The sequence below is a fragment of the Bacillus mexicanus genome (genome assembly GCF_050445615.1).
Classification (GTDB): domain Bacteria; phylum Bacillota; class Bacilli; order Bacillales; family Bacillaceae; genus Bacillus; species Bacillus mexicanus.
Genome location: NZ_JBCEYV010000002.1, coordinates 282,537 through 305,109, shown reverse-complemented (window position 1 = coordinate 305,109; position 22,573 = coordinate 282,537). Strand labels below are relative to the sequence as shown.

21 protein-coding genes, 1 pseudogene and 1 other annotated feature (1 of these 23 running past the window's edge) are annotated in these 22,573 nt (G+C 43.8%); of the genes and pseudogenes, 16 read left to right on the top strand and 6 right to left on the bottom strand.

Going from position 1 to position 22,573, the window contains the following annotated elements; all coding sequences use genetic code 11:
- Positions 1 to 22 (top strand) — a binding site (T-box leader); it begins 214 nt to the left of the window's first position.
- 69 nt (positions 23 to 91) lie between these two features.
- Together AAGG74_RS11215 and AAGG74_RS11210 are read left to right on the top strand one after the other, a co-directional pair.
- Positions 92 to 1,432 (top strand): amino acid permease, encoded by a 1,341-nt coding sequence (locus AAGG74_RS11215; protein ID WP_429675456.1) that lies wholly within the window; start codon positions 92 to 94, stop codon positions 1,430 to 1,432.
- Between the two features lie 113 nt (positions 1,433 to 1,545).
- Positions 1,546 to 1,887, top strand: a pseudogene (locus AAGG74_RS11210) (LysR family transcriptional regulator substrate-binding protein); the annotation flags it as partial.
- A 61-nt stretch (positions 1,888 to 1,948) separates the two neighbouring features.
- Here the strand turns inward: AAGG74_RS11210 and AAGG74_RS11205 are convergent.
- A complete protein-coding gene (locus tag AAGG74_RS11205) occupies positions 1,949 to 2,359 on the bottom strand; it encodes a hypothetical protein (protein ID WP_429675454.1) in 411 nt (136 codons plus the stop codon).
- A 317-nt stretch (positions 2,360 to 2,676) separates the two neighbouring features.
- Here AAGG74_RS11205 and AAGG74_RS11200 point away from each other — a divergent pair, with 317 nt between their 5' ends.
- Positions 2,677 to 3,687 carry an LLM class flavin-dependent oxidoreductase gene (locus AAGG74_RS11200; RefSeq protein ID WP_162103592.1) on the top strand — a complete coding sequence of 337 codons (1,011 nt, stop codon included), beginning with the start codon at positions 2,677 to 2,679 and terminating at the stop codon, positions 3,685 to 3,687.
- 48 nt (positions 3,688 to 3,735) lie between these two features.
- On the opposite strand, the gene araR is transcribed toward AAGG74_RS11200, so the two are convergent.
- Positions 3,736 to 4,824: an arabinose utilization transcriptional regulator AraR gene (araR, locus tag AAGG74_RS11195; RefSeq protein ID WP_429675453.1), complete on the bottom strand. Its 1,089-nt coding sequence runs from the start codon at positions 4,822 to 4,824 to the stop codon at positions 3,736 to 3,738.
- A gap of 203 nt (positions 4,825 to 5,027) precedes the next feature.
- On the opposite strand from araR, the gene araE reads away from it, so the two are divergent.
- The 3 genes from araE to gap all read left to right on the top strand — a co-directional run bounded on the left by araE (position 5,028) and on the right by gap (position 8,795).
- Positions 5,028 to 6,422 carry an arabinose-proton symporter AraE gene (gene araE, locus AAGG74_RS11190; protein WP_429675451.1) on the top strand — a complete coding sequence of 465 codons (1,395 nt, stop codon included), beginning with the start codon at positions 5,028 to 5,030 and terminating at the stop codon, positions 6,420 to 6,422.
- Positions 6,423 to 6,718: 296 nt separating this feature from the next.
- The gene (gene cggR / locus AAGG74_RS11185) at positions 6,719 to 7,741 is read left to right on the top strand and encodes a gapA transcriptional regulator CggR (RefSeq protein ID WP_429675449.1); all 1,023 of its coding nucleotides are present in this window, start codon (positions 6,719 to 6,721) and stop codon (positions 7,739 to 7,741) included.
- Positions 7,742 to 7,787: 46 nt separating this feature from the next.
- Positions 7,788 to 8,795: a type I glyceraldehyde-3-phosphate dehydrogenase gene (gene gap / locus AAGG74_RS11180; RefSeq protein ID WP_162103588.1), complete on the top strand. Its 1,008-nt coding sequence runs from the start codon at positions 7,788 to 7,790 to the stop codon at positions 8,793 to 8,795.
- Between the two features lie 194 nt (positions 8,796 to 8,989).
- On the opposite strand, the gene AAGG74_RS11175 is transcribed toward gap, so the two are convergent.
- Complete coding sequence (locus AAGG74_RS11175) at positions 8,990 to 9,112, bottom strand: hypothetical protein (protein ID WP_258894766.1); 123 nt, start codon at positions 9,110 to 9,112, stop codon at positions 8,990 to 8,992.
- Between AAGG74_RS11175 and AAGG74_RS11170 the strand changes: the two genes are divergently transcribed.
- From AAGG74_RS11170 to eno, 4 genes are read left to right on the top strand one after another with little or no spacing between them, the layout of a single operon-like run.
- On the top strand, positions 9,111 to 10,295 hold the full coding sequence (locus tag AAGG74_RS11170; protein WP_225493310.1) for a phosphoglycerate kinase: 1,185 nt from the start codon (positions 9,111 to 9,113) through the stop codon (positions 10,293 to 10,295). The genes AAGG74_RS11175 and AAGG74_RS11170 overlap by 2 nt on opposite strands.
- A 30-nt stretch (positions 10,296 to 10,325) precedes the next feature.
- Positions 10,326 to 11,087 (top strand): triose-phosphate isomerase, encoded by a 762-nt coding sequence (gene tpiA / locus AAGG74_RS11165; protein WP_225493311.1) that lies wholly within the window; start codon positions 10,326 to 10,328, stop codon positions 11,085 to 11,087.
- On the top strand, positions 11,080 to 12,615 hold the full coding sequence (gpmI, locus tag AAGG74_RS11160) for a 2,3-bisphosphoglycerate-independent phosphoglycerate mutase (protein ID WP_429675447.1): 1,536 nt from the start codon (positions 11,080 to 11,082) through the stop codon (positions 12,613 to 12,615). The genes tpiA and gpmI overlap by 8 nt, the downstream gene beginning before the upstream one ends.
- Before the next feature lie 28 nt (positions 12,616 to 12,643).
- Entirely contained in the window at positions 12,644 to 13,936 is a 1,293-nt protein-coding gene (eno, locus tag AAGG74_RS11155) for a phosphopyruvate hydratase (RefSeq protein ID WP_162103584.1), read from the top strand.
- Between the two features lie 43 nt (positions 13,937 to 13,979).
- Here eno and AAGG74_RS11150 read toward each other — a convergent pair whose 3' ends face one another.
- A complete protein-coding gene (locus tag AAGG74_RS11150; protein ID WP_429675446.1) occupies positions 13,980 to 14,447 on the bottom strand; it encodes a GNAT family N-acetyltransferase in 468 nt (155 codons plus the stop codon).
- Between the two features lie 126 nt (positions 14,448 to 14,573).
- On the opposite strand from AAGG74_RS11150, the gene AAGG74_RS11145 reads away from it, so the two are divergent.
- Entirely contained in the window at positions 14,574 to 16,388 is a 1,815-nt protein-coding gene (locus AAGG74_RS11145; RefSeq protein WP_429675445.1) for a zinc ribbon domain-containing protein, read from the top strand.
- A 39-nt stretch (positions 16,389 to 16,427) separates the two neighbouring features.
- On the opposite strand, the gene AAGG74_RS11140 is transcribed toward AAGG74_RS11145, so the two are convergent.
- Positions 16,428 to 17,126 carry a zinc ribbon domain-containing protein gene (locus AAGG74_RS11140; RefSeq protein ID WP_429675444.1) on the bottom strand — a complete coding sequence of 233 codons (699 nt, stop codon included), beginning with the start codon at positions 17,124 to 17,126 and terminating at the stop codon, positions 16,428 to 16,430.
- Positions 17,127 to 17,467: 341 nt separating this feature from the next.
- On the opposite strand from AAGG74_RS11140, the gene AAGG74_RS11135 reads away from it, so the two are divergent.
- Positions 17,468 to 18,100, top strand: a complete 633-nt coding sequence (locus tag AAGG74_RS11135; RefSeq protein WP_429675442.1) for an NAAT family transporter — start codon at positions 17,468 to 17,470, stop codon at positions 18,098 to 18,100.
- A 19-nt stretch (positions 18,101 to 18,119) separates the two neighbouring features.
- On the opposite strand, the gene AAGG74_RS11130 is transcribed toward AAGG74_RS11135, so the two are convergent.
- Positions 18,120 to 18,674, bottom strand: coding sequence for a GbsR/MarR family transcriptional regulator (locus AAGG74_RS11130; protein WP_429675441.1), 555 nt, complete (start codon positions 18,672 to 18,674; stop codon positions 18,120 to 18,122).
- A gap of 285 nt (positions 18,675 to 18,959) precedes the next feature.
- Here AAGG74_RS11130 and opuBA point away from each other — a divergent pair, with 285 nt between their 5' ends.
- The 4 genes from opuBA to opuBD are packed head-to-tail and all read left to right on the top strand — an operon-like array spanning position 18,960 to position 22,381.
- Complete coding sequence (opuBA, locus tag AAGG74_RS11125; protein WP_429675440.1) at positions 18,960 to 20,105, top strand: choline ABC transporter ATP-binding protein OpuBA; 1,146 nt, start codon at positions 18,960 to 18,962, stop codon at positions 20,103 to 20,105.
- A 14-nt stretch (positions 20,106 to 20,119) separates the two neighbouring features.
- Entirely contained in the window at positions 20,120 to 20,773 is a 654-nt protein-coding gene (gene opuBB / locus AAGG74_RS11120; RefSeq protein WP_429675439.1) for a choline ABC transporter permease OpuBB, read from the top strand.
- Positions 20,774 to 20,784: 11 nt separating this feature from the next.
- Positions 20,785 to 21,705 (top strand): choline ABC transporter substrate-binding lipoprotein OpuBC, encoded by a 921-nt coding sequence (gene opuBC, locus AAGG74_RS11115; protein ID WP_429675438.1) that lies wholly within the window; start codon positions 20,785 to 20,787, stop codon positions 21,703 to 21,705.
- A 16-nt stretch (positions 21,706 to 21,721) separates the two neighbouring features.
- Positions 21,722 to 22,381 carry a choline ABC transporter permease OpuBD gene (opuBD, locus tag AAGG74_RS11110; RefSeq protein ID WP_429675437.1) on the top strand — a complete coding sequence of 220 codons (660 nt, stop codon included), beginning with the start codon at positions 21,722 to 21,724 and terminating at the stop codon, positions 22,379 to 22,381.
- Positions 22,382 to 22,573 lie beyond the last annotated feature (192 nt).

The following is a 22,573-nucleotide window of genomic DNA, read 5'->3' as shown; positions in this document are numbered from 1 at the left end:
CCAAAGGCTCGTCGTCTCTTTATCTATTAGATTAGATAGAGACGGCGGGCCTTTTTTGTTTTTGAAAAACGAAAAGGAGAGGTAAAAGAGGATGAAAAAGAACGATCAAACGTTAAAACGCACGATGACGTCCCGCCATATTATGATGATGGCGCTGGGCGGAGCAATCGGCGCAGGGTTATTTAAAGGGAGCAGCTCAGCAATCGATGTGGCAGGACCATCTGTCATAATCGCTTACCTGCTCGGCGGCATTATTTTGCTGTTTATTATGCAGGGGCTCGCGGAAATGGCTGTGCGCAACCGTAACGCCAGAACCTTTCGGGATCTTGTCCAACAGGTATTAGGAAATTACGCTGCTTATTTCTTGGATTGGATATATTGGAAAATGTGGGTGCTTAACATTGCGGCTGAGGCTGTTGTCGCTGCGATTTTTATTCAATATTGGCTGCCTGGCTGCCCGATTTGGATGCTGGCATTGGGAATTTCTCTTGTCGTCACAATTGTGAATTTGCTTTCTGTGAAAATTTTCGCCGAAACTGAATATTGGCTGGCAATGATCAAGATTACCGTTATTATTATCTTCATTATTTTAGGATTATTGCTCTTATTTGTGTCATTCGGCGATCATACTGCTGTTGGGTTCTCAAACCTGACAGAACACGGCGGATTTTTCCCGAACGGCGGCACAGGGCTGATTACGGCGATGCTTGTCGTAATCTACTCATATGGCGGTACAGAAATTATCGGTGTAACGCTTGCTGAAACAAAGAATCCGGAAAAGGTTGTTCCGAAAGCTGTCCGCAGCACACTGACACGGATTGTCGCGTTCTACCTGCTGCCGTTTTTTATCATCGTCAGCCTGATTCCATGGAATCAAGTCAATTCCGTTCCGGAAAGTCCTTTCGTTATGGTCTTTAAAATGGTTGGCATTCCGGGTGCGGATCATATCATGAACGCAGTCATTCTGCTGGCGATCATTTCATCGATGAACTCAGGTTTATACGGATCATCACGCATTTTATTTACACAGGCAAGCGATGGAAGGCTTCCGAAGATCTTTTCGAAGCTTTCATCGAAAAACGTACCAATGTTGGCGATTCTGATGTGTACTTCTTTTCTCTATATTGGCGTATTGATTTCTCTGTTCGCAGGAAGCGAAACATTTGACTACTTAATGGGGTCATTAGGTTATACCGTTTTATTCATTTGGCTGATCATCGGATTCGCTCATTTGAAATCGAGAAAAGATCAAACAGAAACACCAGCCTATTATGTGAAATGGTTCCCATACACGACATGGTTTGCGGTACTTGCATTACTTGCTATTCTAATCGGGGTCATCATGACAACGTCAATAGTTATTACGCTTATCACCGCGGCGATCTACCTTTTGATTACAGTTGCATATTTGGTCAAAGGACGCAAATATTAGTAAATTAGAACCCCTCTTGTTACATCTGACAAGAGGGTTTTTATGATTGTGCGGCCTTCTCCTTTACATCGATCGCCGCGGCTTATTGCGCTTTGCAGCCGTTTAGCCATTACGTGAAAGATCTCGATCATGAACCGATGATCGTCTGTGACGGCTGCAATAGATTACCTTTTCACGACATGTTCAGGCAGGCTGGCGCTGCGCTACATTGAACACGCTTTCTAAGTCTATAAATGAAGACCTCGATCAGTATGATCAGAGAAGGGCTTGGTATGGCGATTTTATCAGAAATGTCCATGTCGGGCATGCCGCTGCCGGAGCATGTGGTCACTCGGGTTCTGGACCCGCAGGTATACCGTGATGTGCAGCTTGCTGTTCCGTCGCTGAAGGAAGCTTCTCTAGCGGCTAAGCTCTTTATTGAGGTGGCGCAGGGCTGTTTATTTGAGGGAAAATAAGAATGCTAATAAAGGAGCTCATTTTTTGAGCTCCTTTGCTAATAGATATATATCTTAATTATTATCGGTTTATCTTAAAAGTATTGGTAGTGTTTGTTGATTTAGAACCTTTAAAGGTAGCTTTAACACGATAATAGCCTGTTTTACAACCTTTTAGAGAAAAGGATTTAGTTACCCGGTACATAAAAGAAAAAGTCGTTTTTTTGCATGTATTCCATTTACTTCCGGTCTTTCGTTGTAAGTAGAGGTTTCCTTTAAATGTACTAGCTCCTGGATACGGTGATGCAAGAGTAAAATCAACGGTTGTTGCTTTTTTAGTGTAGTAGGATGCATCAGTAAATCCATTTACATTTAAGTAGCGTTGATTACCAGACCAAAAATCAGCTGCTAAGGCTTTATTAGTGTTGCCGCCTAAAATTAAAGTTGCTAATAAGATTGTGGTGAACCCTGTCAGTAAGATTTTTTTTAACATAGAAACTTCCTTCCTTTTATAACATTACTTATATTAACAATTTTAACATTTGTTTATCAAGAATGGTTATATTAATTTAGGGAATTTCACTTATGTTAAAAGGGCATTCGGGATGTTGCCCTAGTATTTATAAAAACTAAACTATATATCTTATATTTATAATAATTTTTTATGTTAGTTGGAAATTGTTCGAATTCCATCGAATCAAATTCTTTTATTCCCGAATGCAGGTATGTTATGGTGTGAGAGAAGTCCTTTCAATCATATTTGACAGCTTGAGGCTGTTTACTGATAACACATTTGCAAAGGAGAACAATATGTCTAACAACCAACGCAAAGATACCTTGCTTTCTGTCTTAAATTTATCTCCGGTTGTTCAGGGAGGAACGATCGCGGAATCATTCCGAAACAGCATGGACTTGGCGCGCCGTGCCGAGGAATGGGGCTATCACCGTTACTGGCTTGCTGAGCATCATAATATAGAAGGTGTCGCAAGCTCTGCCACTGCAGTTCTGATTGGCCACATTGCCGGCGGCACAAAAAAAATCCGCGTCGGCTCCGGCGGCATTATGCTTCCAAACCACTCTTCTCTTGTGATTGCTGAACAATTCGGCACACTGGAAACGCTGTATCCCGGACGAATTGATCTGGGGCTCGGCCGCGCGCCGGGAACAGACCAATTGACAGCAAGAGCGCTCCGCAGAAACATTAACAGCGGTGAAGATTTTCCGGAACAATTAGAGGAACTGCGCAATTATTTTAAACCATCGGGGAATGTACGCAATCAAGTCCGCGCCATTCCGGGTGAAGGCATAGATGTGCCGATTTGGCTGCTGGGTTCCAGCGGCTTCAGTGCCCGTCTGGCGGGCGAACTAGGCCTTCCATTTGCATTCGCGGCTCATTTCTCGCCGGCAAATACGGTTCCCGCTTTAGAGCTGTACCGCAATTCATTTAAGCCTTCAGGAGTGCTTGACGAACCGTATGCAATGGTCGGCGTCACCATCATCGCAGCAGACACTAACGAGAAAGCGCAGCACCTTGCAACTTCGCACTATCAAAGATTTCTTGATCTTGTCCGCGGCACGCCGAACCAGCTTAAGCCGCCTGTTGAGGATATGGATCAAATCTGGAGCCCATATGAAAAAGCGATGGTCAATGAGCAGCTGAGCTCTACGATTGTCGGCGGTCCGGAAGAAGTGAAAGCGAAGCTCGAAGACTTTGTTAAAACGACACAGGCTGATGAAATCATGGTTAACTCCGAAACCTATGAACACGCAGACAGAATGCGTTCGTTTGAAATTGTCGCGGACGTGTGGAACAACAGATAACAGCTATAAAAAAAGCAATGCAGCGGGGAGACCCATGCATTGCTTTTTTTATTTGTTTCGTTTTCGTGCGGACTGACGGATGATCAACTCAGGCTCAAATATAACATCCTCTTGCTTCGGCTTTTTATGTTCTAAGCAGTCAATGACATATTTGGCAGCTGATTCACCAAGTGCGGATTTCGGATGCTTGACTGAGGTTAGTTTTACTTCGGAGATTTGGGCAAAATGCGAATCGTCATACCCGACGATAGACATATCCTCCGGCACCTTGATATCCATCTCCCGCAGCACATCAATTACCTTCAATGCAATTTCATCGTTATAACATAAAATGGCTGTCGGCATAGCTTTGTTGTTTTCCTCCAGTATGGCCTTTACTTTCTCAAGCAGCTTCGAATCTTTTTCCTCGGTCGTAAATGTCACGATCATATCTGGAGAAGGAAATAAATCATGCTCCCGGTGAGTTTGGATAAATCCATTCATCCGCTTTACGCCTTGTGTATCATCAGCTTTGAAAATACCCATGATGTGCGTGTGGCCGAGAGAAAGCAAGTGCTCTGCCGCCATCATTCCGCCCTTCACATCATCCAAGATAAAGCTCGGTGCGGCAAGCTCGGCGTATGACGCGTTAATCATCGCAAAAGGAATGCCGTTTTTCTCCAAATTCAAATAGTAGCCAATATTTGGGGTTTGCAGGGCGCTTTTTGTCGGTTCTACGATCAGCCCGTCAATTTGCTGGGACAGAAGATTTTCTAATCCTCTTCTTTCGTTGTCTGGGTTGTTGTTTGTACTGGTTAGCAGCATGGAATATCCATGCTCGCTTAAATAGGATTCAATTCCTCTAATGATGCTCGGAAAAATATAGTCTGATATGTAGGTTGTCAGAACACCGATCGTTTTATTGGAATGCAGCGCTGACTTAGCAGAACGTGAAGCGACAAAAGTTCCGCCGCCTTGTACGCTGTACAGCAGGCCTTGTGATACGAGGTCTCCGATCGCTTTGCGAATGGTATGCCGGCTGACGCCGAATTGCTGCATTAATTCATTTTCGGTAGGTATCTTTTGCTCGGGCAGTATTTTGCCTTGATTAATCCATGAACTGATTTCTTCTTTTACTTGAGCGTATTTAGGTAACATATCCATTCCTCCAAAATGTATACGGACAAATTCCAGTATAGCATAGCGACTTTTGTGAGAAAACATTGACAGAAAATGCAAACAGCTTTATTCTATATTTGTACGTACTAATCAAATGTAATTTTCGTTAAATTTTTATATAAGTACGTACAATTATATCGTTCAATGTAAACGCTTTATTAAACATTCGGGAGGGCAGGGATATGAAGAATACTCCAACTCAATTAGAACCAAATGCTCCTGTAACAAGAAGCCATTCAATGGGATTTGTCATTTTGATCTCATGTGCGGCGGGACTTGGCGGTTTATTGTATGGCTATGACACGGCAGTCATTTCAGGGGCGATCGGCTTTCTGAAGGATTTATACAGGCTGAGTCCATTTATGGAAGGTCTTGTGATTTCGAGCATTATGATCGGAGGGGTGGCTGGCGTCGGGATCTCCGGATTTTTAAGTGACAAGTTCGGTCGGAGAAAAATTTTAATGACAGCCGCTTTGTTATTTGCGATATCAGCCATCGTTTCAGCGCTGTCTCAAGATGTGTCTACCTTAATTATTGCAAGGATTGTCGGAGGTCTCGGGATTGGGATGGGCTCTTCACTTTCTGTTACGTATATTACGGAAGCCGCACCCCCTGCCATCCGCGGAAGCCTTTCTTCCTTATATCAGCTCTTCACGATATTAGGTATTTCAGCAACGTACTTTATTAATCTCGCAGTGCAGCGATCCGGAACATATGAATGGGGCGTGCATACCGGCTGGAGATGGATGCTCGCTTATGGAATGGTGCCCGCTGTAATCTTTTTCCTCGTATTGCTCGTCGTGCCGGAGAGTCCGAGGTGGCTGGCGAAAGCGGGCAAAACAAAAGAAGCGCTAAAAATACTGACGCGCATTAATGGAGAAACTGTCGCCAAAGCAGAATTAAAGAATATTGAGAACTCTTTAAAAATAGAACAAATGGGGTCGCTCTCCCAGCTTTTTAAACCAGGTCTCAGAAAGGCGCTTATCATTGGAATTCTGCTGGCGCTGTTTAACCAAGTCATCGGCATGAACGCGATTACTTACTATGGGCCGGAAATTTTCAAAATGATGGGATTCGGACAAAATGCCGGATTTGTGACAACCTGTATCGTTGGGGTTGTGGAAGTTATTTTTACAGTTATTGCAGTGTTGTTGATTGATAAAGTCGGACGAAAAAAACTGATGTCCATCGGATCAGCGTTTATGGCTGTTTTTATGATCTTAATTGGGACCTCGTTCTACTTTCAGTTAACAAGCGGACTTATGCTGATCTTTTTTATTTTAGGTTTTGTGGCAGCATTTTGTGTGTCTGTAGGCCCGATTACATGGATTATGATTTCTGAAATCTTCCCGAATCACCTGCGTGCGCGGGCTGCCGGCATTGCGACCATCTTTTTATGGGGAGCAAACTGGGCGATCGGACAGTTTGTGCCCATGATGATCGACTCATTCGGACTCGCCTATACATTTTGGATTTTTGCAGTGATTAATATACTTTGTTTCTTGTTTGTTGTTACGATCTGTCCGGAAACAAAGAACAAATCACTTGAAGAGATTGAGAAGCTTTGGATTAAATGAAAGCGCTTTAAGTGAATGAACCCTTTCGATCGAAAGGGTTGCTTTTATTGGAGGCACCTTTTGGCGTTTTCTGTATAAGATAAAGATATGCAGAGGGAAATAGTGCTGGATAAAATGCTGAGGCATGAAAACTCTGTGAATATTGTCGACGAATTGGCTTTAACAGTTGAATAAATAATTCCAGCCTGTTAAAATAATTAAAGAAAGCAGAAATAATTTTTTTTGGCTATGATGGGACGTTTTTTGTCATAGCGGGACATATAATGTCCAGCAAAAAAGGAAGGAACGTTTGAGTCATGAACCAGTTAATACAAGCTCAAAAAAAATTATTGCCTGATCTTCTGCTTGTTATGCAAAAGAGGTTTGAAATCTTACAGTATATCAGGCTGACAGAACCCATCGGGCGAAGAAGCCTGTCTGCCAGTCTCGGAATCAGCGAACGAGTGCTGAGAAGTGAGGTCCTGTTTTTAAAGGAACAGAATCTGGTCGATATCAAAACAAACGGCATGACATTGACAGAAGAGGGTTACGAACTGCTTTCCATTTTGGAAGACACGATGAAAGATGTTTTAGGTTTAACTCTTTTGGAAAAGACATTAAAAGAACGCTTAAATCTAAAGGATGCCATTATTGTGTCTGGAGACAGCGACCAATCCCCATGGGTTAAAAAAGAAATGGGAAGAGCGGCTGTCGCATGTATGAAAAAAAGATTTTCAGGAAAAAATATCGTCGCTGTAACTGGCGGTACGACAATTGAGGCTGTCGCCGAAATGATGACGCCGGATTCTAAAAACCGCGGACTTGTGTTTGTGCCTGCAAGAGGCGGTTTAGGCGAAGACGTGAAAAACCAGGCGAACACCATATGCGCACATATGGCGGAAAAGGCTTCAGGCACTTATCGGCTTTTGTTTGTTCCAGGACAGCTGTCACAAGGCGCCTATTCATCTATTATTGAAGAACCTTCTGTCAAAGAGGTGCTGAACACCATTAAATCAGCGAGTATGCTGGTTCATGGAATCGGTGAAGCTAAAACTATGGCTGAACGGAGAAACACACCTTTAGAAGACTTAAAGAAAATAGATGACAACGACGCGGTGACAGAAGCGTTTGGCTACTATTTTAATGTGGACGGCGAAGTGGTCCACAAGGTGCATTCTGTCGGAATGCAGCTGGATGATATAGACGCCATTCCCGATATTATTGCGGTAGCGGGCGGAGCATCAAAAGCCGAGGCGATCGAGGCTTACTTTAAAAAGCCCCGCAACACGGTTCTCGTCACAGACGAAGGAGCCGCAAAGAAGTTATTAAGGGATGAATAATCCCTCAATATAAATATCTCTCACTTACTTAAAGGAGGAAATAATCATGGCAGTAAAAGTCGGTATTAACGGTTTTGGTCGTATTGGACGTAACGTATTCCGCGCAGCATTAAACAATCCTGAAGTTGAGGTAGTAGCGGTTAATGATTTAACAGATGCTAACATGCTTGCTCACCTTTTACAATATGATTCCGTACACGGAAAATTAGACGCTGAAGTTTCAGTTGACGGTAACAACCTTGTTGTTAACGGAAAAACAATTGAAGTTTCTGCAGAACGCGATCCTGCTAAACTTAGCTGGGGCAAACAAGGCGTTGAAATCGTAGTTGAATCTACTGGTTTCTTCACAAAACGCGCAGACGCTGCGAAACACTTAGAAGCTGGCGCGAAAAAAGTAATCATCTCTGCTCCTGCTAACGAAGAAGATATCACAATCGTTATGGGTGTTAACGAAGATAAATACGATGCAGCTAACCACGATGTTATCTCTAACGCATCTTGCACAACAAACTGCCTTGCGCCGTTTGCGAAAGTACTTAACGACAAATTCGGCATCAAACGCGGTATGATGACAACTGTTCACTCTTACACAAATGATCAGCAAATCCTTGATCTTCCGCACAAAGACTACCGTCGTGCGCGTGCAGCAGCTGAAAACATCATCCCAACATCAACTGGTGCTGCTAAAGCAGTTTCTCTAGTTCTTCCTGAACTAAAAGGCAAACTAAACGGTGGAGCAATGCGTGTTCCAACTCCAAACGTTTCTCTAGTTGACTTGGTTGCTGAACTGAACAAAGAAGTAACAGTTGAAGAAGTAAACGCAGCTCTTAAAGAAGCAGCTGAAGGCGATCTTAAAGGAGTTCTTGGCTACAGCGAAGAGCCATTAGTTTCTGGCGACTACAACGGAAACAAAAACTCTTCTACAATCGATGCTCTTTCTACAATGGTTATGGAAGGCAGCATGGTAAAAGTAATCTCTTGGTACGATAACGAAAGCGGCTACTCTAACCGCGTTGTTGACCTTGCAGCTTACATTGCAAAAAAAGGTCTTTAATTTATAGCTGAAAAAAGGACCAAACTTGGTTCTTTTGAATAGAAGCGCTATAATGAAAGCGGACAAGGGAAGGGGACGGACTCCCTTTCCCTTTTTCCATGAAGACCGGCTTTCAGAAAACGTTCTGTGATAGAGAAACGGCCGCTTTTTCAGCAGCTTTGCCGGTGCTTTCGACGAAGCCGCTGCCCTGGCTTTTAGACGAACTGCCCTGTGCCGAAAAAGACTGCGAACTGCCCTGGCGGAGTTATCGCTTGATCAGACGGTTTCACGTTTTTCGTGCTGTATGCAAACCATTTTGAAGGAGGATCTCCTGGCATGAATAAAAAAACTCTCAAAGACATCGACGTAAAAGGAAAAGTAGTATTTTGCCGCGTTGACTTTAACGTTCCAATGAAAGACGGGGAAGTAACAGACGATACACGTATCCGTGCTGCGCTTCCAACAATCAAACACCTTGCAGACCAAGGCGCGAAAGTTCTTCTCGCGAGTCACTTAGGCCGCCCGAAAGGCGAAGTGGTTGAGGAGCTTCGTTTAACTCCTGTCGCTGCACGTCTCGGCGAACTGCTTGGCAAAGAAGTGAAAAAAGCAGACGAAGCTTACGGTGATGCTGTAAAATCACAAATTTCTGATATGAAAGATGGAGACATTCTTGTATTAGAAAACGTACGTTTCTATCCTGGTGAAGAGAAAAATGACGCTGAGCTTGCAAAAGCATTTGCTGAGCTTGCAGATGTATATGTGAATGACGCATTCGGTGCTGCCCACCGTGCCCACGCATCTACAGCTGGAATTGCTGAGCATCTGCCAGCAGTTGCAGGTTTCTTAATGGAAAAAGAGCTTGATGTACTCGGAAAAGCGGTTTCTAACCCTGACCGCCCGTTCACAGCAATCATCGGCGGAGCGAAAGTAAAAGACAAAATCGGTGTAATCGAAAGTCTTCTTGATAAAGTAGACAACTTGATCATCGGCGGAGGTCTTGCTTATACATTCGTTAAAGCGCTTGGCTATGAAGTCGGTAATTCTCTTCTTGAAGAAGATAAAGTCGAGCTTGCAAAATCATTTATGGACCGTGCGAAAGAAAAAGGCGTTAACTTCTATATGCCTGAAGATGTACTCGTTGCAGACGATTTCTCTAACGATGCAAACGTAAAAATGGTGCCGGTTTCTGAAATCCCTAGTGATTTAGAAGCAATCGACATTGGTACGAAAACACGCGAAACATATGCTGACGTTATCAAAAACAGCAAACTTGTTGTGTGGAACGGACCGATGGGTGTGTTCGAAATCGACTTGTTCGCTCAAGGAACAAAAGCGGTTGCAGAAGCATTGGCAGAGGCGAAAGATACATACTCTGTCATCGGCGGAGGAGACTCTGCGGCAGCGGTTGAAAAATTCGGCCTTGCTGACAAAATGAGCCACATCTCAACAGGCGGCGGCGCATCCCTTGAGTTTATGGAAGGCAAAGAGCTTCCAGGGGTAACTGCACTTAACGACAAATAATCTCAAAACTGCTATAAGGAAGTGGAACAGATGAGAAAACCAATTATAGCCGGTAACTGGAAAATGAACAAAACACTCGGCGAAGCTGTCAGCTTCGTTGAAGAAGTGAAATCTTCCATTCCAGCAGCAGACAAAGCGGAAGCTGTTGTTTGCGCGCCAGCGCTTTTCCTAGAAAAGCTTACTTCTGCTGTGAAAGGCACTGACCTTAAAGTCGGCGCTCAAAACATGCACTTTGAAGAAAGCGGCGCGTTCACAGGTGAAATCAGCCCGGTTGCTCTAAAAGACATTGGCGTTGACTACTGTGTCATCGGCCACTCTGAGCGCCGTGAAATGTTCGCTGAAACTGATGAAACAGTTAACAAAAAAGCACATGCTGCTTTCAAACACGGCATTGTGCCGATCATCTGTGTGGGTGAAACGCTTGAAGAGCGCGAAGCCGGCAAAACAAATGATCTTGTTGCAGACCAAGTGAAAAAAGGCCTTGCTGGTCTTTCTGAAGAACAAGTTGCTGCTTCTGTTATTGCATATGAGCCAATCTGGGCTATCGGAACAGGCAAATCTTCTACAGCAAAAGATGCGAATGACGTGTGTGCGCATATCCGTAAAACCGTCGCTGAAAGCTTCAGCCAAGAAATTGCAGACAAGCTTCGCATTCAATATGGCGGAAGCGTAAAGCCTGCAAACATTAAAGAATATATGGCAGAGTCCGATATTGACGGTGCTTTGGTTGGCGGCGCGAGCCTTGAGCCACAGTCGTTCGTTCAATTATTGGAGGAAGGTCAATATGAGTAAAAAACCAGCTGCACTCATCATTCTTGATGGGTTTGGATTACGCAACGAAACAGTAGGAAACGCAGTCGCTTTAGCGAAAAAACCGAATTTTGACCGCTACTGGAATCAGTATCCACATCAAACATTGACTGCTTCAGGCGAGGCTGTAGGCCTTCCTGACGGACAGATGGGGAACTCCGAAGTGGGTCACTTAAATATCGGTGCGGGACGTATTGTGTACCAAAGCTTAACACGCGTAAATGTTGCCATTCGCGATGGAGAGTTTGAACGCAATCAAACATTCCTTGACGCAATGAACAGCGCGAAAGAAAATAACAAAGCCCTGCACCTGTTCGGCCTTTTATCAGACGGCGGTGTACACAGCCACATCAATCATTTGTTCGCTTTGTTAAAGCTTGCGAAAAATGAAGGGCTGACAAAGGTTTACATTCATGGTTTCCTTGACGGCCGCGATGTAGGTCCGCAAACAGCGAAAACTTATATCAAGCAGCTGAACGAACAAATCGAGGAAATCGGTATTGGGGAAATCGCCAGCATTTCCGGACGCTACTACTCAATGGACCGCGACAAACGCTGGGACCGTGTAGAAAAAGCGTACCGCGCAATGGCTTACGGCGAAGGCCCGACATACCGCAGCGCAATGGATGTTGTTGATGATTCTTATGCGAATGGAATCTATGATGAATTCGTGATTCCGTCTGTCATCACTAAAGAAAACGGTGAGCCTGTTGCGAAAATCGAAGACGGGGATTCTGTGATTTTCTATAATTTCAGACCGGACCGCGCCATCCAGATTTCCAACACGTTCACAAACAAAGACTTCCGCGATTTCGACCGCGGGGAGAATTATCCGAAGAACCTGCATTTCGTCTGCCTGACGCACTTCAGTGAATCAGTTGACGGCTATGTGGCGTTTAAACCGATAAATCTTGACAACACAGTCGGAGAAGTATTAGCTCAGCATGGATTAAAACAGCTTCGAATTGCAGAAACTGAAAAGTATCCGCACGTCACGTTCTTTATGAGCGGCGGCCGTGAAGCTGAATTCTCGGGTGAAGAGCGTATTCTCATCAACTCGCCGAAAGTCGCGACGTATGACTTGAAGCCTGAAATGAGTGCGTACGAAGTGAAGGACGCGCTTGTTAAAGAAATTGAAGCTGACAAGCATGACGCGATTATTCTTAACTTCGCAAACCCTGATATGGTCGGCCATTCCGGAATGGTTGAACCAACAGTGAAAGCAATTGAAGCAGTGGACGAATGCTTAGGCGAAGTCGTTGACGCGATCCTCGCTAAAGGCGGTCACGCGATCATTACCGCTGATCACGGTAATGCTGACATTCTGATTACAGAATCAGGCGACCCGCACACTGCGCATACGACAAACCCAGTTCCTGTTATTGTGACGAAAGAAGGCATCACGCTGCGTGAGGGCGGAATCCTAGGCGACCTTGCACCAACGTTATTAGACCTTCTCGATGTTGAAAAACCGCAAGAAATGACTGGAACATCTTTAATTCAAAAATAAGCTGAAATCAAAAGGAGAGACATAACTCATGCCATACATTGTTGATGTTTATGCACGCGAAGTATTAGACTCCCGCGGCAATCCAACAGTTGAAGTTGAAGTATATACAGAAACAGGAGCTTTCGGCCGCGCATTAGTGCCAAGCGGAGCTTCTACAGGCGAATACGAAGCAGTTGAGCTTCGTGACGGCGACAAAGACCGTTACCTTGGAAAAGGCGTGTTAACAGCTGTTAACAACGTAAACGAAATCATTTCTCCAGAGCTTCTTGGCTTTGATGTAACTGAACAAAACGCAATCGATCAGCTTTTAATCGAGCTTGATGGTACTGACAACAAAGGCAAACTTGGTGCAAACGCAATCCTTGGCGTATCTATGGCTTGTGCGCGCGCTGCTGCTGATTTCTTACAGATTCCTCTTTACCAATACCTTGGAGGATTCAACTCAAAAACGCTTCCTGTACCGATGATGAACATCGTAAACGGCGGAGAGCATGCTGATAACAACGTAGATATTCAAGAATTCATGATTATGCCTGTAGGTGCTCCTAACTTCCGTGAAGCACTTCGCATGGGCGCTCAAATCTTCCACAGCCTAAAATCAGTTCTTTCTGCTAAAGGAATGAACACAGCTGTAGGTGATGAAGGCGGATTCGCTCCAAACCTTGGTTCTAACGAAGAAGCGCTTCAAACAATTGTTGAAGCAATCGAAAAAGCCGGCTTCAAACCTGGCGAAGAAGTAAAACTTGCAATGGATGCTGCATCTTCTGAGTTCTACAACAAAGAAGACGGTAAATACCATCTGTCTGGCGAAGGCGTTGTGAAAACATCTGCCGAAATGGTTGACTGGTACGAAGAAATGGTTTCTAAATACCCAATCATCTCTATCGAAGACGGACTTGATGAAAACGACTGGGAAGGCCACAAGCTTCTTACTGAGCGTCTTGGCAAAAAAGTTCAGCTTGTCGGTGATGACCTCTTCGTTACAAACACGAAAAAACTTGCTGAAGGTATCAAAAACGGCGTAGGCAACTCTATCCTGATCAAAGTAAACCAAATCGGTACATTGACTGAAACATTCGATGCGATCGAAATGGCGAAACGCGCAGGCTACACTGCTGTTATCTCTCACCGTTCTGGTGAAACTGAAGACAGCACTATCGCTGACATCGCTGTGGCAACAAACGCAGGACAAATCAAAACAGGTGCTCCGTCTCGTACGGACCGTGTTGCGAAATACAACCAGCTTCTTCGCATCGAAGATCAGTTGGCTGAAACTGCTCAATACCACGGTATCAACTCTTTCTACAACTTGAATAAGTAATAAAAAGACCGCCGGGATTTTTCTCGGCGGTCTTTTTGCGCTTTCAGAGATCCAAATATAACCTCACCATATCACGGCATTGAATGCCGTTTTCAAAGATATCCTCATCATAATGTCTAATAAAAAAGTCATGATCGATCGCCTGTAGGCGAAAACCGCACTTTTGATAAAGTGAAAGCTGATGGATACTGGAGTTCCCCGTGCCTATTTCTAACGTGTCCGCACCCAGCTCCTTTGCCTTTTCGATAGCGTCATGTACAAGCTGTTTGCCAAAGCCCTTCTTTTGAAGAGACTCTTTTACGGCAATATTTACAATTTCAACTGTTTGAGGCCTTGTTTTTAGCAATACATAAACACCGGCAAGCTCATTACCCGTCCAAGCTGTGTAACATGTTCCTCTCTCAAGATATTCATTGACAATGTCCTTCGACGGATCGGCAAGCAGCAATAGGTCATATAAGTCGTCATTTGTTTTTTCTTCTATTTGAATCCTAAGCTTATGCACATTCATTCCACCTTTTCACATGTTAATAGAGATATTTTTATGATTTCCTCCAATTTCATACCATTCTATTATAAAATATGAAATATAGGAAATCTGTACAAAATAGCGGATAACAAATAGGAGGAAAGTCACATGTTTTGTAAGGAATGCGGTCAAAAAAATAATAAAGGCGCCCAGTTTTGTAAAGAATGCGGCACCCCGATGGGAGGGCTCAGCAGGCAAGTGAATCAAGAAACAGCAAGCACTGCTGAAACGAAGCAGGCTCCCCGAAAACCAATCCCTAAGAAGACGATCATTTTATGGAGCAGCATCGCCGCAGCGTGCGTTATATTATTCGCCGCATATAAAACAGGAGCGTATTTTACGTCAAAGGAGAGGCTAGTCGACAAGTTTGAAGAGGCTGTAAATAATGAGGATAAAGACAAAATCGCATCTCTGCTTACGCCGCAAAGCGACAAGCTTAAACTGACAAAAAATAATGTAAAACCATTCATCTCTTATTTAAAGGATCACCCTGATAAAAAAGAGGAGCTTTTTGCATCTTTGCGTTCTGAAACAGACCAAAAGGATATTGTAAATGCGGAGAAAGACGGGAAAAGCTTGCTCATATTTGATCATTATAATTTAAAGATCACACCAGTTTATTTTGAAGTAACCAGCAATTATAAAAATGCCGATCTATATGTGAATAAAGAGGATGCCGGATCTATAAAGAAAGCGGATCAAGCACAAACTCTCGGACCGTACATTCCCGGTGAATATACAGTCTCAGCCAAACTGAAAAACGATGTCGTCGATCTTGTGAAAAAGGAAGACATTCAAGCGGTTGGCGATAACAGCTTTCGTGTTGATCTCTCATTGGAAGCGGACGATGTCACATTCAGCTTAGCGGATGACATTAAGAGCGGGAAGGGAGAGTTGCTGATTAATGGCAAGTCGATTCATAAAGATCCGTTCAAATCCGTCACATATGGCCCTCTTCTGACAGACGGGTCCATGACGGCCGCAGTCGAAGCGGAGTTTCCGTGGGGAAAAACAAAAACAGCGGGTGTGCCAATCGACAATAAAGAAATGGAGTTAACGTTAATTCCTGACCAAGACACACAGGAAGCGATTATGAAAACGATTGTCAAAACAACTAAGCAGTATTCAAAAGCGCTTTCGGATGGGAATACAGCCCAGATGACAGAGGCTAGCGCCAAATGGAAGGCACAGGCGAAGGATACCGTCGATTCTATGAAATATACGAACTCTTACTTAAAAGATAAATATTTAGAAACTGATTTTGATCTGGATACATTCGCTCTCTCTCAGAAAAACGACGGGACATGGCAGGTATCGGTAACAGGAAAAGAACTTCACCAGTCGTCTTCGTATAACGACTATACAAAATCTGAAATGACTGATGACAGTCCGAGTTACAAATATCTCCTTTCCTATGATAAAAAACAGAAAAAGTGGATTTTTGAAGAAGCTGAATCAACATTCGAATCGGCCGGAACAAATATAAAGAAAATCAAAAATGATAAGCCGGAAACGTACACGTCTGACTGGGAAGGCTCGAAAAATAAAAACAGTGAAAGCTCTCCAAGCGGTAATGTTACAGATGAACAAGTGACATTATTTATGGGCAGTTATCTGCAAAGTCAGGCAGATGCCATAAATCAAAATCGTTTCTCATTGATGGAAGACAGTCTTAAAAAAGGCAGTTCTCTTTATTCCGACCAGCAACACCTTGTGGCGAAATTAAATAAAGAGGGGACAACAGAAGATTTTAATAACTATGAAGTGAAAAGCTGGAGCCAAAATGGATCGGCTATCACGATTAAGACGTATGAAGAGTTCTATATCACAAAATCCGGAGGCAGCCCAAAGCTTAGAACATATAACTGGACCTACACAGGCACAGTGAAGGACGGAAGAATTTATCTAACATCTATTCAATAAAAACAAACCCCATCACCTGCAGGTGATGGGGTTGTTTTTTTAAAAGAGCATATAACGGAAAATTTCTTTGATATAATGTCCGATAATAAGCCGGAATGTAACGCAGGTAATGAGATAAATGACAATCGTAGAGTAAATCACATCTATCTTTCCTTTATATGAATGCTGGTAACTGCTCAGCATTGCAGGAGGAATGGCAAAGAATGCACCGATTAAACCAACGGCTAATATAATGAAGCAAATGTCTGAATGCAATAAAAAGAATAAAAGGGCAATAATCAAAATAGCCGTAAACGGAATAAGAAACGCTCCGAATCTGGAGAACGAATCTTTAAAAGATACTTGGTTTCCCGCGATTTTCAAGGCGAAAAAGACCAATGCATGTAAACCGAAAAGAAACAGGGCAAAGTAAATGGTTGGCTCTAAAAAGACTGCTGTAAAGCTTACGCTTACCGGGCCGTCAGAAAAAAGAATATAAAACATTAAAGGGGTCAGCAAACTAAATAGAACCAGTGTAATGATCCCGCTAATCAGCTGTTCTCCGCCTGTTGTTTTACATTCCTGATAAGGACGTTTTAGAACGGCCAACACAAATGAACCGAACTGTTTTGCTGCTTGTTTTGCAGCGGCCCCGGTTTGAGCTGCCTGCTGCTGGCCTGATTGAGCAGGGAGCGGCGAGCCGCATTTCTCACAAAACTTTCCGCCATCTATTTGATGGCCGCATTGAGGACAATACATAAAATAACTCCTTTTTTATCATATAGGTAAAATAGACTACTAGCTTTATTATAAAAGAAAAATGTTGTAAAGTAACCAATGTTTATACAAAAATACCACAAAAAAAGACACAAGCCCCATTTTAGCTGTGTCTTTTATCATGCTCATATTTATCCGATATCAGCTAAGCCCCTTGCACCTGCTGCAAATTTTTAAAACTTCGTATATGTATTTCCTGTTCAACTTGTCACTTCATTGGGGTATGGAGTGTTTTTGATGCGTTTATAGAGAAATCGCTACCGGGTAAAGGGAGGAGAATATTTCTTTTTCCTGTGCAAACAATAACAACAAGGAGGTTTAAGATGTTTTCATTCATCGTTCATGTCTTCATTTCTTTATTCGCCGTATCAAACCCGATCGGAAACGTACCGATATTTCTAACGCTGACAGAAGGCTATTCAGCTGCGGAAAGAAAAGCGATTGCCCGGAAGGCAGCGATTTTATCCTTTTTTATTTTGACGGCTTTTTTGGTTTTTGGCCATCTTATCTTTCAACTGTTTGATATTAACATTCATGCGCTCCGAGTGGCGGACGGCATATTCATTTTCGGAATTGCCTATCATTTATTAAATGCGAAAGAGTCACACGTGCAGTCTCTTCATCATGATGAACATAGGGAAAGCAAGGAAAAAGCGGACATTTCAGTCACCCCGTTATCCATTCCCATCATCGCTGGGCCCGGAACGATTGCAACGGTGATGAGCCTCTCCGCCGGGCATGGCGGCATTGGCCATTATGCGGCTGTTTTGATCGGCGTCGCCGCAGTTATTGCCCTGACCTGCCTCTTTTTCCACTATTCTTCTTTTATTAGCAGCAAACTCGGGAAAACCGAGATGAACGTCATTACCAGACTGATGGGATTAATCTTAGCCGTGGTTGCGGTCGGAATGATTGGTGCCGGGCTGAAAGGCATGTTTCCGATCTTAACCTCATAATGCAAAAAAAGCAGTTCCCTTACTTGAGGGTGCTGCTTTCTTTTGTTTTCGGAACATATTGAAAGACTTCCTCACTCTCAAAAAACTCAATCAGCCTGCTTAGCCAGTCATAGTAATGGAGCCATTCTTTCAGTTCATATAGCAGCTGATTGACTTTCTCTTCCGCTTCAGGGGTAAGCTCTTCATCCAATATGCAGAGCAGCTCTCGGCTGAGTTTTTTATGCATCATTTTGTTTTTGCTGACGACCTTGCTCCAAGTGGCTGTAAACAGCGTGATAAACGTTTGGTAGTAGTCCTGCTCAACCTCATACAAATCTTTTCGCACGCCTTTTTCGAATACTTTCTCGGCGATATTGGCATCAAGCATTTCCCGCACAACCTGGCTCATGCGTGTTTTGCTTATGCCGGTTGCTTCAGACAATTCGGCGAGTGTCATCGGTTTTCGATTCATATAAATAATGCCCAGCACGCGTCCGACGGTTGAGGGCATTCCGAATGCATGCATATTTTCCGCGATTCTTTCTATTAAATGGTCCTCAGCTTGATCAATGATCGTTAACGGATCTTTCTCCATCGGTTTCAATCCTTTCAGCTAACAATTCTGATTGCCAATATACACATTTTTGAGACGGCGAAAATGCTGTAAAAAGAGAATTTGGAAGGGAATTGGAGCAATAAGGAGATCAATACAGGTCAATGCGGATAAACCAGCTTTTACACATACTTTATAAAAAAATATGAACAAATTGTAAACTTTTTATTTTATTAACTTTATTCTATAATGAGAAGCATTCAATTGTCTGAAAAATTAAATATGAACTGAATGAATTGAATAAACTTAATTTTGGAGGTGCGATGTTTGCTGACATTAGAAAATGTCTCGAAAACATACAAGGGCGGCAAAAAAGCCGTGAATAACGTGAATCTTGAGATTCAAAAAGGTGAGTTTATCTGTTTTATCGGTCCGAGCGGCTGTGGAAAAACGACAACCATGAAAATGATTAACCGATTAATTGAGCCTTCCGCCGGCAAGATTTTTATTGGCGGCGAAAACATTATGGAACAGGACCCTGTAGAGCTTAGGCGTAAGATTGGCTATGTTATTCAGCAAATTGGCCTGTTTCCCCATATGACCATTCAGCAGAACATTTCACTTGTCCCAAAACTATTGAAATGGCCGGAGCAGCAGCGGAAAGAGCGGGCGCGTGAACTTCTGAAATTGGTCGATATGGGGCCGGAATATTTGGACCGTTATCCTCATGAATTAAGCGGGGGACAGCAGCAGCGAATAGGTGTATTACGGGCACTTGCCGCAGAGCCGCCGCTTATCTTAATGGATGAACCGTTTGGGGCGCTCGACCCGATTACGCGTGATTCCCTTCAGGAAGAATTTAAAAAACTGCAAAAAACCTTACATAAAACCATCGTATTTGTTACCCACGATATGGATGAAGCGATTAAACTGGCAGACCGGATTGTGATTTTAAAAGGGGGAGAAATCGTTCAAGTTGGAACCCCCGATGATATTTTGAGAAATCCGGCTGACGAATTTGTTGAGGAATTTATCGGCAAGGAGCGGCTGATTCAGTCATCCAGCCCAGATGTGGAACGTGTTGACCAGATCATGAATACGCGGCCAGTAACAATTACCGCGGATAAAACGCTTTCTGAAGCGATCCAGCTGATGAGGCAGGAGCGTGTCGATTCATTGCTTATCGTCGATGACGAGCACGTTCTCCAAGGCTATGTGGATGTTGAAATCATTGACCAATCCCGGAAAAAAGCGAATTTCGTAGGAGAGGTGCTGCATGAAGAACTTTACACAGTATTGGGCGGCACATTGCTGCGCGATACGGTCCGTAAAATTTTAAAACGGGGTGTCAAATATGTTCCTGTTGTGGATGAAAATCGGTGCTTAATCGGAATTGTGACAAGAGCGAGTCTTGTTGACATTGTGTATGACTCCCTTTGGGGAGAAGAAAACCAACTCGCGGTATTGTCATAGGGAGGTGGAAAATCATGCATCAAATTGTACAATTTTTGCAAACAAATGGAGTCGAGCTCCTTTATAAAACATATGAGCATATCACCATATCGCTCATTGCTGTCATCTTAGGCGTGCTCGTCGCCGTCCCCCTTGGGGTTGTGCTTACCAGAATAAAAAAGGGAGCAGGCACCATTATCGGCATTGTCAATATCATTCAAACACTGCCGAGTCTGGCGATTCTCGCTTTCTTTATTCCGCTCCTCGGTGTTGGAAAGGTTCCAGCCATTGTGGCATTGTTTTTCTATTCCGTTCTGCCGATTCTCCGCAACACCTACACAGGCATTCGCGGAGTCAATCAAAATCTGCTCGAGTCTGGCAAAGGCATCGGGATGACGCCGGCTGAACAAGTGCGCCTGGTGGAACTGCCGCTTGCTGCACCTGTCATTATGGCAGGAGTTAGAACATCGACGATTTATTTAATCGGCTGGGCTACGCTTGCTTCTTTTATTGGCGGCGGCGGATTGGGTGATTACATTTTTATCGGATTGAATTTATATCAGCCGGAATATATCATCGGCGGCGCGGTGCCTGTCACCGTATTGGCGATTGTGATTGATTATGTGCTGGCGGTGACGGAACGAAAACTGACACCTGCCGGCATGCAGAGATTAAAGGAAGTTTCGTAAGGAGGCGGCTCATGAAAAGAACATATCTCAAATGGATGATCGGGTTAACGCTTGCAGCAATGTTGACGTTGAGCGGGTGTTCGCTTCCGGGTCTCAGCGCCGCTTCAGACCAGACCATTAAAATCGGCGCACAAAGCATGAGCGAATCAGAAATTATCGCCAGCATGCTCGGCCAGCTGATCGAACACCACACTGATTTAAAAACAACAACCATTAAAAACCTCGGCTCCAACGCGGTGCAGCAACAGGCCTTATTGAACCAGGAAATCGATATTGCGGCCACAAGATATACAGGAGACGCGCTGACTGGAACATTGAGAATGAATCCTGAAAAAAATCCGGACAAAGCGCTGGCGCTGACACAGCGGGAGTTTAAAAAAAGATACAATTTAAAATGGTATGATTCCTACGGGTTTGATAATACATATGCCTTTACGGTCAGCAAGGAGCTGGCCGATCACTATCATTTAGAAAACGTATCAGACGTTCAAAAATGGGCCCCGCAATTAAAGCTGGGCGTCGATAACTATTGGATGAAGCTCAAAGGAAACGGCTATCAGGATTTTACGAAGACCTACGGAATGGCATTCGACGGTACGTACCCCATGCAGATCGGACTTGTGTATGACGCGGTGAAAAGCGGAAAGATGGACATTGTCCTCGCGTATTCGACGGATGGAAGAATCAAGTCCTATGACCTCCAAATGCTAAAGGATGATAAGCAATTTTTCCCGCCATACGACTGCTCTCCGGTTGTTCCCGAACAAGTGCTTAAAGAACATCCTGAGCTTGAAAGCATTATCCAGAAAATGATCGGGAAAATCGACACAGCCACCATGCAGGAGCTTAACTATGAAGTTGACGGCCATCTAAAAGAACCGTCTGTCGTTGCTAAGGATTATTTAGAAAAGCACCACTATTTCGAATCGTGAAAGGGGGACAAAGCCAATGAACGTGTTTGAACAGTTAATGACGTATTACGCACAGAACGGCGGCTACGTAATGGATGAATTCGGCCGTCACTTTCTCATGTCGGCTTACGGCGTCTTGTTTGCCGCTGTCGTCGGGGTTCCAGTCGGAATCCTCATTGCGCATTATCGCCGATTGTCTGCCTGGGTGTTCGCCGTAACAAATGTCATCCAGACAATCCCCGCGCTCGCCATGCTGGCGGTTTTAATGCTTGTGATGGGGCTAGGGGCAAACACTGTGATTGTAGCATTATTTTTGTATTCCCTCCTGCCGATTATCCGAAACACGTACACAGGGATTGTCAGCATTGAACATGCTTACTTAGAATCAGGAAAAGCGATGGGCATGACGAAATTCCAAGTGCTTCGGATGGTTGAGATCCCGCTCGCGCTTTCTGTCATCATGGCAGGCTTGCGCACGGCACTTGTCATCGCCATCGGGATTACAGCGATCGGCACATTTGTCGGCGCCGGCGGACTTGGGGACATGATCGTCCGCGGCTCAAATGCGACAAACGGAACAGCCATTATTCTGGCCGGCGCGATCCCGACTGCGGTGATGGCGGTAGGAGCTGATTTGCTTATGGCTTGGATCGAAAGGGTGTTGAATCCAGTGAAACAAAAAACAGAAGAAAGGTAATAAATGTATAGAGATAAGCAAAAAGGATTCTTTTCTGAGAGGGAAAAGAGTCCTTTTTTATGGTATTTATTGGGTGAATCTTGTTATTTTTTTGATTTTTAGAATGTAAAGTATAAAAAGAGTATTGTGATAATTATGGTTTAAATAGAATAAATTGGAGGATTTTGCAGGGAGATGTAGAATTGTTGTTAT

Excerpts from the sequence above, each read along its gene's own strand:
- opuBC (WP_429675438.1), top strand. The coding sequence starts at position 20,785 with ATGAAAAGAACATATCTCAAATGGATGATCGGGTTAACGCTTGCAGCA.
- opuBB (WP_429675439.1), top strand. The coding sequence starts at position 20,120 with ATGCATCAAATTGTACAATTTTTGCAAACAAATGGAGTCGAGCTCCTT.
- cggR (WP_429675449.1), top strand. The coding sequence starts at position 6,719 with ATGAACCAGTTAATACAAGCTCAAAAAAAATTATTGCCTGATCTTCTG.
- AAGG74_RS11135 (WP_429675442.1), top strand. The coding sequence starts at position 17,468 with ATGTTTTCATTCATCGTTCATGTCTTCATTTCTTTATTCGCCGTATCA.
- AAGG74_RS11130 (WP_429675441.1), bottom strand. The coding sequence starts at position 18,674 with ATGGAGAAAGATCCGTTAACGATCATTGATCAAGCTGAGGACCATTTA.
- AAGG74_RS11145 (WP_429675445.1), top strand. The coding sequence starts at position 14,574 with ATGTTTTGTAAGGAATGCGGTCAAAAAAATAATAAAGGCGCCCAGTTT.
- AAGG74_RS11140 (WP_429675444.1), bottom strand. The coding sequence starts at position 17,126 with ATGTATTGTCCTCAATGCGGCCATCAAATAGATGGCGGAAAGTTTTGT.
- gap (WP_162103588.1), top strand. The coding sequence starts at position 7,788 with ATGGCAGTAAAAGTCGGTATTAACGGTTTTGGTCGTATTGGACGTAAC.
- gpmI (WP_429675447.1), top strand. The coding sequence starts at position 11,080 with ATGAGTAAAAAACCAGCTGCACTCATCATTCTTGATGGGTTTGGATTA.
- AAGG74_RS11200 (WP_162103592.1), top strand. The coding sequence starts at position 2,677 with ATGTCTAACAACCAACGCAAAGATACCTTGCTTTCTGTCTTAAATTTA.
- araR (WP_429675453.1), bottom strand. The coding sequence starts at position 4,824 with ATGTTACCTAAATACGCTCAAGTAAAAGAAGAAATCAGTTCATGGATT.
- AAGG74_RS11215 (WP_429675456.1), top strand. The coding sequence starts at position 92 with ATGAAAAAGAACGATCAAACGTTAAAACGCACGATGACGTCCCGCCAT.
- tpiA (WP_225493311.1), top strand. The coding sequence starts at position 10,326 with ATGAGAAAACCAATTATAGCCGGTAACTGGAAAATGAACAAAACACTC.
- AAGG74_RS11205 (WP_429675454.1), bottom strand. The coding sequence starts at position 2,359 with ATGTTAAAAAAAATCTTACTGACAGGGTTCACCACAATCTTATTAGCA.
- AAGG74_RS11150 (WP_429675446.1), bottom strand. The coding sequence starts at position 14,447 with ATGAATGTGCATAAGCTTAGGATTCAAATAGAAGAAAAAACAAATGAC.
- opuBD (WP_429675437.1), top strand. The coding sequence starts at position 21,722 with ATGAACGTGTTTGAACAGTTAATGACGTATTACGCACAGAACGGCGGC.
- araE (WP_429675451.1), top strand. The coding sequence starts at position 5,028 with ATGAAGAATACTCCAACTCAATTAGAACCAAATGCTCCTGTAACAAGA.
- AAGG74_RS11175 (WP_258894766.1), bottom strand. The coding sequence starts at position 9,112 with ATGCCAGGAGATCCTCCTTCAAAATGGTTTGCATACAGCACGAAAAAC.
- eno (WP_162103584.1), top strand. The coding sequence starts at position 12,644 with ATGCCATACATTGTTGATGTTTATGCACGCGAAGTATTAGACTCCCGC.
- AAGG74_RS11170 (WP_225493310.1), top strand. The coding sequence starts at position 9,111 with ATGAATAAAAAAACTCTCAAAGACATCGACGTAAAAGGAAAAGTAGTA.